8 protein-coding genes are annotated in these 13,688 nt (G+C 47.1%); all 8 read left to right on the top strand.

All coding sequences use genetic code 11. From position 1 onward, the window contains the following. The first annotated feature begins 23 nt into the window (after positions 1 to 23). The 8 genes from EXU57_RS21855 (at position 24) to EXU57_RS21820 (ending at position 13,585) form a co-directional block, all read left to right on the top strand. Positions 24 to 2,204 (top strand): TIM-barrel domain-containing protein, encoded by a 2,181-nt coding sequence (locus EXU57_RS21855; RefSeq protein WP_243745685.1) that lies wholly within the window; start codon positions 24 to 26, stop codon positions 2,202 to 2,204. Positions 2,205 to 2,573: 369 nt separating this feature from the next. After that, on the top strand, positions 2,574 to 3,761 hold the full coding sequence (locus EXU57_RS21850; protein ID WP_133270395.1) for an alginate lyase family protein: 1,188 nt from the start codon (positions 2,574 to 2,576) through the stop codon (positions 3,759 to 3,761). A gap of 140 nt (positions 3,762 to 3,901) precedes the next feature. Continuing rightward, a complete protein-coding gene (locus EXU57_RS21845; RefSeq protein ID WP_133270394.1) occupies positions 3,902 to 5,788 on the top strand; it encodes an alpha-L-fucosidase in 1,887 nt (628 codons plus the stop codon). Positions 5,789 to 5,800: 12 nt separating this feature from the next. Continuing rightward, on the top strand, positions 5,801 to 6,991 hold the full coding sequence (locus tag EXU57_RS21840) for a glycoside hydrolase family 88 protein (protein WP_133270393.1): 1,191 nt from the start codon (positions 5,801 to 5,803) through the stop codon (positions 6,989 to 6,991). A gap of 135 nt (positions 6,992 to 7,126) precedes the next feature. After that, positions 7,127 to 8,530, top strand: coding sequence for a polysaccharide lyase 6 family protein (locus EXU57_RS21835; RefSeq protein ID WP_133270392.1), 1,404 nt, complete (start codon positions 7,127 to 7,129; stop codon positions 8,528 to 8,530). Positions 8,531 to 8,662: 132 nt separating this feature from the next. Next, positions 8,663 to 10,087, top strand: a complete 1,425-nt coding sequence (locus EXU57_RS21830; protein WP_133270391.1) for an alpha-L-fucosidase — start codon at positions 8,663 to 8,665, stop codon at positions 10,085 to 10,087. Positions 10,088 to 10,336: 249 nt separating this feature from the next. Further along, complete coding sequence (locus EXU57_RS21825) at positions 10,337 to 11,881, top strand: putative Ig domain-containing protein (protein WP_133270390.1); 1,545 nt, start codon at positions 10,337 to 10,339, stop codon at positions 11,879 to 11,881. A gap of 114 nt (positions 11,882 to 11,995) precedes the next feature. Next, positions 11,996 to 13,585, top strand: a complete 1,590-nt coding sequence (locus tag EXU57_RS21820) for a glycoside hydrolase family 28 protein (RefSeq protein ID WP_133270389.1) — start codon at positions 11,996 to 11,998, stop codon at positions 13,583 to 13,585. Positions 13,586 to 13,688: the final 103 nt, after the last annotated feature.

Here is a 13,688-nt window from a genome sequence, read left to right as displayed (position 1 = left end):
GCCCGAATTTATCCCTGCCTTCAATGACAGGATTATTACTCAAAATGTACCTGAAGATTATGAAGAAGTTCCGTTTTATTTTGATGGGTGTAGGGCTATTGGTTGCTTCAGCTGGCTACACACAGGCCGTAACCTGGTCGGTTGTGGCCCCGGGGGTATGGAAGGCCGTAATCGGTAAACCCGAAGCATACGACCTGCTTAAAGCCGCCGGTGCGCAGCCCCGCACAGAAGCTCTGGCTAAAATTGGCACCGCCACATTCCCGTTGTCGCAGGCAGATATCAATGGAGTTGTGCAGGATGGAAAAACAGCGCTGCGTTTCCCGCTTCAGAAAGACGAACAACTATATGGTTTCGGCCTAAACTTTCAAACGGTGCACCAGCGCGGCAAAATCCTGCAATTGCACGTGGACCATTACGGGGGTAAAGACAATGGCCGCACCCATTCGCCTACACCTTTTTACGTATCCTCCAATGGCTATGGTGTGTTTATAAATTCAGCGAGATACCTGAATGTTTATGCAGGCAGCGGTGTACGCAAAGACAGCAAAAATCCGCCAGTCGAAAAGGACCGTAACACTGATAAAAGCTGGTCATCGCGGCCGTACTCCGACGCAGTTGAAATATCGGTTCCTGCCGGCGGGGTAGAGGTTTATGTATTTGCAGGACCCACTGCATTGGATGCAGTCCGTAGGTTTAACCTGTTTAATGGTGGTGGTCCTTTGCCGCCACGTTGGGGACTGGGTTTTACACAACGGGTAAAATCGTTGTACACCGCCGACGAAGTAAAAAACGAAGCAAAGGCGTTTGAAGACAAAGGTTTTCCGCTCGACTTTATCGGGCTCGAACCCGGCTGGCAGAGCAAAGCTTATCCCGGTACTTTTGAATGGGACAAAACACGTTATCCCCAACCTGCACAGTTTGTAAAAGAAATGATGGACAGGGGTATTCGCCTGAACCTGTGGATCAATCCATATGTTTCGAAAAACGCAACATTCTATAAGGCGATAACCCCATTCACGGGTTCGCATACAGTTTGGACCGGGGAGGTGCCTGACCTGAACATGCCGGAAGTACGAAAACTCCTTTACGACCAAATGAAAAAAAGCCAGGTCGACATAAACGTAAGCGGTTACAAAATTGATGAAGTCGATGGATATGATCACTACCTGTGGCCCGATGTTGCGACCTTCCCTTCGGGAGTAAGCGGCGAACAAATGCGCCAGACTTATGGGATGCTCAATATGCGGTACAGTGCTGAAATGTTTAAACAGTTAAACAAGAGAACCTATGGCCTGGTGCGTGCAAACAATGGTGGCGGTGTTTCTTTTCCGTACGTGCTGTACAACGATTATTATAACCATGAAGACTTTATCACCGCTTTGATCAACAGCGGAACGGCGGGTGTTTTATGGACACCTGAAGTAAGGGCATCCAAAACAAGCGAAGAATGGTTAAGGCGTTTCCAAACGGTGATTTTTTCACCTATGGCCATGATCAATGCATGGTCAAGCGGAACCAAGCCGTGGTCGTATCCCGATGTGGCCAACCAGGTAAAGGAACTTGCATTGTTACGTATGCAAATGATGCCTTATTGGTACAGCGAGTTTGCAAAATATCACTTCGAAGGTACGCCGCCATTCAGGGGTATGAACCTGGAACCCGGGTTTAAACAGGAAGTAAAAAAGGAAGTTGCAGCAAATGTGAACCTGGAAGAAAATCCATACGCCGAAGCAGCGGCAAAAGAAATCAAAGATCAGTATATGGCTGGCGAATACTTATTGGTGGCGCCGCTTTTCACGGGTCAAACAAGCCGCAAAGTCATTTTGCCAAAAGGTAAATGGTACGACTTCTATACCGGTGAGTTTGCAGGGGATGGCGAAATACTTACGGTCACGCCCGGTCTTGATAAAATTCCTGTTTACGTAAAAGACGGCGGCATAATACCAATGATGAAACCGATGTTGCATGCGCCAAAAACGGGTGAAGTGGTCGATCTGGAAATACGGCACTATGGCAAGGGCGCAGGCAACTATCGGTTGTATGACGACGACGGAGAAACGTTCAATTACGAAAAAGGCGAATATGCCTGGCGTGAAATAAAAGTGGATAACGTGCAAGGTAAATTGAAGGGTACCATTTCAGCGGCTGTTAAAGGCAAGCCCAATACGGTAGGGAAGGTGATGTGGAGGTTTATGAGTAAATAAGAAAATGAAAAATTAAAAATTAAAAAATTAGCTCTGCGTAAAGATTGGATTTCAGGTGTAAGAAGAAGTGGGTTGTGGGGTTCGGGAGTTTTAATTCGAAATTCGCTAATCCGGAATTCGCCAATTATTTCTCTGCGAAAACGCTGCCTCTCTTGTTCTCTGCGGTGAAGAAAAGCGTGATGTGGATCGCGAGTTATAATTCGCAAATTATTCTCTGCGGAAACGCTGACTCTCTTGTTCTCTGCGGTGAAGAAGAGCGAGTTGATTTTGGACCAGACATCAGGATCGCTATTTGGCTTTGCTTGCGTCGCACTCTTGTACTTTTAAGCTTTACGCAACTATTCAGTTTATGATGATTATCCCGAACGAATGTTAAAACAAATAAATTACCTTTTTACCATTTTCACCTTTTTTGCCTTTGCATGTTCAACGGCAAAAAGAAGCACACATGTAAACCCCTTGCAAAAAGAGGTGACTTCGGTATTACGCAAACACGTGCTTGACGAAGCAGCTTGGGCAATGCAACAAGAGCCCGTTACAGTTACGGCGCAATCATCGGGCAGGAGCGCCGGTGGCAAACATGACTTTTTTAGCGAAGGTGATTATTGGTGGCCAAATCCTAAAAGTGCAGACAGTCCTTATATTCAAAAAGACGGTATGACGAACCCCGAGAATTTCGTATCGCACCGGTTAGCGATGATCCGGCTGAGCCGGATCGTGGGAGCGCTGGCATCTGCTTATAAGTTGACCGGTGACAAAAAATATGTGCAGCAAGTGCTGAAACACTGTAATGCCTGGTTCGTGGATAAAGCGACCATGATGAACCCCCACCTGCTATATGCGCAAGCGATTAAGGGACGCTTTACGGGGAGAGGCATTGGGATAATCGATACCATTCAATTGATGGAAGTCGTGCAGGGCTTGCTTGCTCTTGAAAAAGCAGGAGCCATAACCAGCAAAGATGTTGCGCAGGTAAAAAGCTGGTTTGAGCAATACATTACCTGGTTAACCACACATCAATACGGTAAAGATGAAATGAATGCAGAAAATAACCACGGCACTTGTTGGGCCATGCAGGTAGCTGCCTTTGCAAAGTTTACCGGCAACAATGCTGTAATGAAGTTTTGCAGCGACAGGTATAAAACGGTACTTCTGCCAAATCAAATGGATGCCAACGGAAGTTTTCCAAGAGAGCTGAAAAGAACCAAACCGTATGGGTATTCCATCTTCAACCTCGATGCAATGACGATGCTTTGCCAGATTTTAAGTACACCCCAAAACGACCTTTGGCGGTACCAAACTGCTGACGGCAAGTCGATCCGGAAAGGAATTGAATACCTCTATCCATATGTGCAGGACAAAGGCAAATGGCCGTTAGCACCTGATGTAATGTATTGGAACGAGTGGCCGGTGGCCCAGCCCTTCCTGGTATTTGGAGCTCTTGCATATGACAATAAACAATGGATGGATACCTGGAAAAAACTGGAACACGATCCTAAAGTGGAAGAAGTTATCCGGAATTTACCCGTTCGCAATCCCGTGATTTGGTTGCAATAGATTTTGCAAAAGGCAGGGGGACACCAGGTGGTGTTCCTGCTGATATAGGCGTATGGGTTACAACGCACCGTAAATAACAAACCGTACAAGCGAGCGTGGCAACGATGTTAAATCGACATCCATAAGCCCGTCCCAAAAAAATGAATAAAAGATTATACACGCGTTTTCTTGTAACCGGGCTTGCCCTGTTTGCAGTCACCTCCGGGTTTGCACAAGATAAGGGCGACGAAGCTGCAGCAATGTTTAACCAGGAAAAAACGCGTGACCAGTTGGCCATTAACGAAGCCGTGGCTGGCTGGTGGACCTCATCAATGAAAAGCCGCGATCAGCGGCTCGCCTGGTGGCGTGAAGCAAAGTTCGGGATGTTCATTCACTGGGGTGTTTATTCGGATCCCGCCGGGGAGTGGAAGGAAAAAAGGGTGGGTGGTTATGCAGAACACCTTATGCGCAAAGAAAGGATTCTGCGAAGCGAATACCTGCAGGTTGCTCACAACTTTAATCCATCGAAATTTAACGCCGATGAGTGGGTGCAAAATGCAAAAGGGGCCGGCATGCGTTACCTCGTGATTACGGCAAAACACCATGATGGCTTTGCTATGTATCCCTCGTTGGTGTCGGACTTTAACCTGCAAAAACAAACCCCTTTTAAACGTGATCCGATGGCTGAATTGTCGGCCGCATGCAAGAGGTGGGGATTAAAGTTTGGCTTTTACTATTCGCATGCGTTCGACTGGGAACATCCCGATGCACCGGGGAATGACTGGGAGTATAAAAACCCGGGCGGTGATTCGAACTTATATGGTGGCGTAACCTGGTATGATCAGCACCCTGAATTATTGGTCAAAGCGCAGCGGTATGTCGATGAAAAAGCGATACCACAAATCAAAGAACTCCTGGTGAAATATCGCCCTGATATACTTTGGTTTGATACGCCGCAAAAACTTCCGTTATCGGAAAACATCAGGATATTGAAAGCGATCAGGGAAACAGACCAACACGTAGTGGTAAACGGCCGGCTTGTGCGTAGTGGCGCAGCAAATTTTGGTGATTACAAAAATACGGCTGACCGGCCGGCCGAATTTTACCCGGTATCCGGCGACTGGGAAGCGATACCTACAACCAATGAAAGCTATGGCTTTTCGAAATACGACAGCAGTCATAAACCCGTCGCACACTTTGTTCGACTGATCGCAAGTGCCGCGTCAAGAGGTGGTAATTTATTGATGAATATCGGACCGAAAGGCGACGGCACTTTCGATGCCAGGGACCTCAACATTCTGGGTGGTATAGGGAAGTGGATGGAAGTAAATGGCGAAAGTATTTACGGAACGAAAGCTGGTTCCCTGCCATTGCAAAGCTGGGGTGTAACAACGTTTAAAAACAACAGGTTATATCTTCATGTTTATAATTGGCCACAGGATGGTAAGCTGGTGGTTGGTGGTTTAATCAGCCCCGTATCAAAGGTTTATTTTCTCAGCAAACCGGGCAGCAATCTTTCGTTTTCAAAACAAGGCAACAAAGATCTCGTAATCCAACTTCCCTTCCACCCACCAGACAGCTTGATTACGGTGATCGTAGTGGAAACCAAAACCGGGCTGATTTTGGATACGACCCGTTATGTTTCAACAAATACCGGTATCACGCGATTACTTGCTTATGATGCAACGCAAACCGGTAAGGGATTTAGTTTTGGTGACGGAAAAACAGACAGGTATTATGTTGAGGGATGGAAGCAGAATGAACAATCGTTACATTGGAATATACGTACCGGTTCCGCGGCACGATTTAGGGTAGTGATCAGGTACCTTGCAGCCCCAAATAGCGGTGGTTCTTATGAGCTTTCGATCGGATCGTTGAAAGTGGCAAAAGAAGTTGTTACGCAGAAGCGGCCAACCCAGGTAACAACGGAAGAAATTGGGATCGTACAGATGCCCGCCGGTATGAATACCATAGTGATCAGGGCTAAAGAAATTAAGACAGAATTGATGAAGTTGCTTGAAGTGCAGCTTATACCCGTTAACCAATAAAGAAAAGGGCTCATGATGAGATTACCAGTGATTGGTCTACTATTATTTTCCGCCCTTCCGGCGCGAAGCCAGGAGATTAATTTGGCAAAGATTTTTGCAGACGCCGGCCAGCAAACGAATGTAATGCTTCGCGAAATTCCTGTGGCAAAACAAGGCAATGCCGAGCTCGTGTCGCCAAGAACATTAGACAGTGGCATGTTGAAACTTGTTGCTTCCCGCGATTGGACAAGCGGTTTTTTCCCGGGTCAGCTTTGGTTTCTGTACGAGTATACCCGTGACAAGAAATGGAAGACAGCGGCAGAACAATTTACAAGCGACATTGAACGGGAAAAAACAAATGGCGGAACACACGACATGGGTTTTAAAGTGTATTGCAGTTTTGGAACCGGTTACCGGCTAACCAGAAATCCACACTACAAAGACGTAATCATTGAAGCTGCAAAAACCCTTAGTACCCGCTTTAATGCAAAGGCTGGGGTAATTAAATCATGGGACAACCGAACCCGTTGGAAGTACCCGGTGATCATCGACAATATGATGAACCTTGAATTGTTGTTTGCTGCAACAAAGCTCACCGGCGACAAAACGTTTTATAATATCGCAGTAAGTCATGCGAATACTACGATAAAGAACCATTTCAGGAAAGACCTCAGCTCTTACCACGTTGTTGATTACGACACTACCGATGGCTCCATTCTACAAAAAACTACTCACCAGGGTTACAGTGATGAAAGTGCCTGGTCACGCGGACAAAGCTGGGGACTGTATGGTTATACGATGTGCTATCGTGAAACAAAAAACAAAAACTTCCTGTCGCAAGCTGAAAAGATTGCAGGGTACATGTTGAATCATCCAAATCTACCGGTAGACAAAGTGCCTTATTATGATTTTGACGCACCGGGCATTCCAAACGAACCAAGGGATGCTTCAGCGGCAGCGGTTATGGCAAGTGCTTTGTATGAGCTGAGCACCTTCAGCAGTAACGGTGCTAAATACAAAGCCGCGGCAGATAAAATACTTGAGAGCCTCACCAATCAATACCGATCAAAAGTGGGCGAAAATAAAGGCTTCCTATTGTTGCACAGCACCGGTTCCGCACCTTCAAAAAGTGAAGTTGACGTGCCGCTTAGCTATGCTGATTATTACTACCTGGAGGCTTTATTAAGAAGCCGGAGTATGAAGGCAAAAGTGAAAAAGAGTTAAGAATTATGAGTTAAGAGTTATGAGTGTGTGAGGATTGTTAGACATGTTTGTAGATGCGGAAATAGAGGAGGTATAGCTGATATCCTTTGTATTTATTTGTGCCCTGAGCTTGTGAAAAGAAAAGTTTGAAAGCCTATGAAGAAGTACTTGTTTGCCCTTTTTATAATGAGCCTGTCAACAGGGGCTAACGTGTTTGCGAAAAGCATTAAGGTGTCGTCCATAGTTCAACTGCAGGAAGCAATCAAACAGGCAAGGGGTGGTGACATGATCACGCTGGCAAACGGGGTTTATACCACCACGGCCGACATTATGGTCGATCGGAAAGGGACCGCGCAACAACCTATTACCATCGGTGCTGAGAGCATCGGCGGGGTGGAAATTACGGGCACGGGTGGCTTTAATCTCGCTAACCCCGCAACTTACATTGTCATAGAAGGATTTAAGTTTACGCATAGCGCCTCCCGTGCGAAAACCGCCAACGGCACCAGCTTCTGCCGGTGGACGAACAATAGCTTTGAAACACCGGGCGATGGCGAAAACCTAACCATTGCTGGAAGTGATCACGAGGTTGACTACAATTCATTCCTGAACAAAAACGCAATGGGCAGGTTCATTGCAATTCGAGGATCAGGCAACCAAATTGCAGAGCGACTTTGGATCCATCATAACTACTTCAAAGACCACAAAAACCAGGGCGGTGCAAACGGCGCTGAGGCCTTCCAGTTTGGCCTGAGTGGCTTCAGCCTTTCGCCGAGTAACAGCATTGTCGAATACAACCTTTTTGAGGATTGTGCCGGCGAAAACGAATTACTTTCCATTAAAGCATCGGCCGTTACCGTTCGATTTAATACAATAAGAAACTGTCCTGCCCAGTTTACGTTGCGCCACGGAAACAAGTGCCAGGTATATGGTAATTATTTCTTCAACACTCCCGGCCTGCGATTTTTCGGAGATGATCACGCGATCTTCAGTAATTATTTCGAAAATTGTAAACCAGCCATTACCATTGGTAACGGGGGAGCAGAGGTAGCTGACGGAGCTCCCCTGACATCCCATGACAGGCCAGATCGTGTATTAGTTGCATTCAATACCCTGGTTAACAACCCCCAGAATATTGTGATGACGCCGAGGTCCAACGGCCTGGGTGCGACTTATATAACGGTGGCAAATAACATCATCCAGGGAGGAGGGCCGGCTGCCTCCATCACGGGCCCGCTCACAAATCCAAGTTGGGAGGGCAACATTCTCTTTAAGGTAAATGATGCCGGCAATATGCCAGCGACGGCTTTCAAAATGATCGACCCACGGTTAGATAAGGCTAAAGATGGAACATATCAGCTTAAAACAGGTAGCCCGGCTGTTAATATTGCGAGCGGAAATTTCCCCCAGGTTACCGTAGACATGCATGGCCAACAGCGCCGCAGTCCGTTAGATGTTGGTGCGGATGAGATCTCCAAAGAAAAGGCTCCTGCAAATGTTCTCCAGCCCGGTGATGTTGGGAGCAACACCGGTAAAATATTTGGGAAGGAAGAACATTAGTTGTCCTTGTCGACGCTTTGTCAATATGGTTGAATAAATAGATAATCGCCCGTACCTTCTGTTACTGTTTAATTGGTTAGTTGCAGAGGGATTGCAATTTCTTTCTTTCAACAGAATAAGCCTGCCATTGATATGAAAAAAACTATTCTTTTACTGGTCGCATGTTTTTGTGCAATGCAGTCGCTTTTCAGCCAGCAAGGCTCTAAGGATGAACGCATGAAGTGGTGGCGTGAAGCCCGCTTTGGCATGTTTATTCACTGGGGTGTATATGCTCAACTTGCAGGGGTATACAAAGGACACGAACAGCAAAGGGGTGGTGCCGAATGGATCCTCAACAGGATGAAAATACCTGTTGCGGAATACAAAGCCATTGCGCGGGAGTTCAACCCCACAAACTACAATCCCGACGAATGGGTTCGGCTGGCAAAAGAGGCTGGGATGAAGTACCTTATCATCACCGCAAAACACCACGATGGTTTTGCCTTGTTCGACTCAAAGGCAAGTGACTGGGATGTTGTCGATGCAACAGCTTACAAAAAAGACCTATTGAAACCATTAGCGGCTGCTTGTAAAAAATACGGGGTGAAGCTTGGCTTCTATTATTCCCAGGCACAGGACTGGGGTAACCCGGGTGGTTCTGTTGCCCGAAAAGAAATGCGCGAAGGTTGGGCAAACCCCGACAGCTCAACAATAGATGCCTATACTAAAGCGCACAAGGGCCACTGGGACCCGGTGCAGGAAACCAAAACATTCGACCAATACATCAACGATGTCGCCATCCCACAGGTGAAAGAGATCCTTACCGACTATGGTGAAATATCAGTGTTGTGGTGGGACACCCCAACCAACATGACAGACGAAGCAGCTAACAAGTTGAAAGATTTGCTGAAGCTTCAGCCGCAGATTATCACCAACGATCGGTTGAAAAGGCCCAATTTTCCGGGCGATACGAAAACCCCTGAACAAAAAATTCCGACCCAGGCGGAACTCGACGGAATGGACTGGGAAACCTGTATGACCATGAATGGTACCTGGGGTTACCGCACCTCCGACAATAATTGGAAATCTACAGAAACGCTCATCCGGAACCTTTGTGATATCGCATCAAAGGGCGGCAATTATTTGTTAAACGTAGGACCAAAACCGGACGGGACCTTCCCGCAGCCAAGTATAGACCGTTTGAAAGACATTGGAGCATGGATGACAGTAAACGGCGAAGCCATTTATGCCACGAAGCCCAGTCCGCTGGCTCCGCTCACCTGGGGCCGTTGCACCAGCAAAGAGTCAAAGGGTGCCACCACCCTGTATTTTTCAGTTTTCGATTGGCCAAAAGATGGAAAGCTTGTTGTGCCTGCGATTAAAAACGAGGTTGTTACAGCAACATTACTGGCAAACAGCGCGAAACTCAGAACCGTTAAATCAAACGGCACCCTTGTTATTGATGTACCGGCTCAAGCTCCTGATAAGGTCGCATCGGTGATCAAAGTCACCGTAAAGGGTTTGGTTCCTAATGTAAATGTGGGAAAGGGAAAAATGAAAACAGGGCCGCTGGATTAAGGTGTCTGTTGTCCGGGAATATTTATCTGTTATCCCGGGGCACAACCAATCGTTTGTCATCTCGAGGCACGAGGGATCCCCGTCGGGAGTTACGCCGTATAAAAGATGGGTGATGTGTTATGAAAGTTTGTTATCCCGATCAAGGAGGGATCCCGTTGAGCGTTATGGGTGATGAATCGGGATTTTCTCATTCCCACCAAAGCGGGATGCCTTCCGCAGCATGGGATGGTTATAGCATTAATAATAGAAATGAAAAGACTTTTTATAGCACTTGTTTGCGGCTGCACTTTATCAACTTTTGGGATTAACGACCTGAACGCCCAGGATAGTTTAAGCGCTTACATTCTTACGCCAAAACCCGGGCCCGCACCAAAGATCAATGGCCCAAAAAGTTTTGGTGTTCGTCCGGGCCATCCTATTGTATTCACGGTACCTGCTAGTGGTACCAGGCCGCTGGAATTCTCTGCGAAAAACCTGCCTCCAGGGGTAAAGCTTTCTTCCAAAACCGGACAAATCTCGGGGTCAATAACAAAGGCCGGCGAATATACGGTTACGATAGAGGCGAAGAACAGCCGGGGAAAAACAAGCAGGCCTTTTAAAATTGTTGTTGGTGAAACAATTGCGCTTACACCCCCAATGGGCTGGAACAGCTGGAACATTTATTCAGGTAAGGTAACACAGGAGCTGGTACTTGCAAATGCAAAAGCTATGTCCACCAGCGGACTTATCAACCACGGCTGGACGTACATGAACATCGACGACGTTTGGCAAGGCAAACGAGGAGGTGAATTTTTCGCCATTCTTCCCGACTCAACCACCTTTCCTGATATGCAAGGGCTGGTGAATGAAATACACAGGCTTGGATTGAAAGCCGGAATATACAGCACACCATGGATTGAATCGTATGGGCACCGGATTGGGGGATCCGCAATGAACGAAGGCGGCACGTTCGAACCAGTGAAGGAAAATGTTCCGCGAAGGGAAAAGAAGATCCCTTATGCCATCGGCAAATATGTTTTTGTGGAGAATGATGTAAAGCAATGGGCAAAGTGGGGCTTTGATTATTTAAAGTACGACTGGAACCCGGTTGAATACCCGGAAACTAAACTCATGTATGAGGCATTGAGGAACAGCGGCCGCGATATCGTTTTTAGTTTATCGAACAGCACACCTTTTGCTTCAGTTAAAGAATTGTCGACGGTGTCAAATGCATGGCGAACAGGCGGTGATATACGCGATAACTGGAAGAGTTTAAAAAGCCGTTTGCTGACCCAGGATAAATGGGCACCTTATGCAAGACCAGGTCATTGGAACGATCCCGACATGATGATTGTTGGATGGGTAGGCTGGGGTAAAACACCGCGGCCAACTATGCTTACCGCGGATGAACAATATAGCCACATGAGTGCATGGTGCCTGCAATCGGTTCCCCTGTTGTTGGGCAACGATCTTACAAAGCTTGATGATTTCACGCTCAGCCTGCTCACCAATGATGAAGTGATCGATGTCAACCAGGATCCTCTTGGAAAGCAGGCAACGATGGTGGCACGGGTTGACTCTTGCGGGGTGCTTGCAAAAGACCTTGAAGATGGAAGTAAAGCTGCCGGTTTGTTTAATGTAACAGATAGCCTTACACGTAAGCTTTCCGTTAAATGGAGCGAGCTCGGTATCCGGGGAAAGTACATCGTTCGTGACCTCTGGCGGCAAAAAGACCTTGGCACATTTGAAGAAGAATTTAGTGCAGAGGTTAAGCCGCATGGGGTGGTGATGATCCGGTTGAGGAAAGCTAAATAAGATTGCACACGAGGTGGAAGCATGGATGTGGCGCGCATTGTCTTGTTGCCCTATTACGTTTCATCCCTTGCAGGAATGACCATATTCACCTGAAGCTCGTCACAAAAAAACGATATGCTATTTAAGAGATTTTTGTTGTTGATGCCCATGTTGCTTTCGGCCCTTCTGGTGATTGCAACGGATACCGATGTCAGCAAATATGGAGCGGTTGCAGACAGCACAACACTGAATACAGCCGCTATACAAAAGGCCATTGACGACTGCAATAAAACAGGGGGTGGAAAGGTGTATTTTCCAGCGGGTAGGTTTTTAAGCGGCACTATTGAACTGAAAGATAATGTGACCCTGCATTTCCGGAAAGGTGCTGTACTGCTTGGAAGTATCGACCTTAAGGATTACAGGAACCTCGACCCGTTCACCGAGGGCCTCGGAATAGATGTGGGTTGGGCGCTGGTGGTGGCAGTTGATGCAAACAATATTGGACTTGAAGGAGAAGGAAGAATTGATGGGCAGGGCGCTGCATTAAAGGCAAAACATATTATAACCGATACCCGCCCCGAAGGGCAGCGTTGGGGGCTTCGCCCCTTTTTAGTTCGTATTGTAAGATGTACAAGGGTGACGGTAAAAGACGTTACCCTCAACTATGCCGGGGCATGGACCTCGCATTACTTCCAAAGCAAAAACATCAACATCGAAAATGTAAAGATTGTCAGTGTTGGTGTTGCACATAACGATGGCATTGGCATCGATGGGTGCCAGGATGTTCGGATTACAAATTGCGACGTGGTGAGTGGCGACGATGCACTAGTTTTTAAAACCACTTCGAGTACCATGGCTTGTAAAAACATAACGGTCACCGGCCTAAGGCTTAAGAGCAACCAGGCCGGTATAAAGATGGGTACCGAGTCGATGGCCAATTTCGAAGACATCAGGATATCAGGTTGCCACATTTACGACACTAAAAACGGCGGCATAAAATTGCTGACGGTTGATGGCGCCCGTATCCGGAATGTAGAGATATCCGACATTACCATGGACGAAGTTAGAACACCGATGTTGTTCCGTTTGGGTAGCCGCTTAAGTGTATTTCGCAAGGCAAACGATACCAAACAAACTACAGGAACTTTTGAAAATGTTGTCATCAGGAATGTAAAAGCAAAGGCTTCTGCCGATGCACAACTAAAGCCGCCGTCCGGCATCTTGATAACCGGTGTTCCCGGGCACTATATCACCAACCTTACATTGGAGAATATCGACATTTCGATTGCTGGCGGAGGCAATAGGGGTGATGCCAGGCATGCGGTGCCTGAGGCCATCGACCAGTATCCCGAAGTAAAAACTTTTGGCCCGCTGATACCTGCTTACGGTATCTGGGCGCGGCACGTAAAAGGACTCAAATTAAAGAACATTCAGTTCACGTTAGCAGCCAATGATCAACGTCCTGCTTTCGTGTGCGAAGATGGGCAGGAAATCCAATTGGACCACTGGAACATTCCGGCTACCAGCGGTGCCGAGGCGGTCATTCGTTTGGAAAATGTTCAGGGCGCTGTAGTGAAAAATATTACTGCTGCCGGTAATGGGGCTGCCTTGGTAAAAGTAGAGGGAGTAAATAGTGCACGTGTTCAGCTTTCTAAATCAAATGCAAAAGGTTTTAACAAGCAATTGGAAATTGAAACGGCCGTTATAACCGGTTCAGGAGAATAGTATTTTTGGTGACCAGCAGGATATCCTTCTTCAGCATCGTTGTGCGTGCCCCCAACTGGTTGGCGGGTCACTCACTTGTACTTCTATAATCGTTGGGCAGCAG

It is taken from the genome of Segetibacter sp. 3557_3, from assembly GCF_004354985.1.
Taxonomy (GTDB): Bacteria; Bacteroidota; Bacteroidia; order Chitinophagales; family Chitinophagaceae; genus Segetibacter.
The sequence above is the reverse complement of the archived record's forward strand: the minus strand, read 5'-3'. Positions and strand labels throughout refer to the sequence as shown.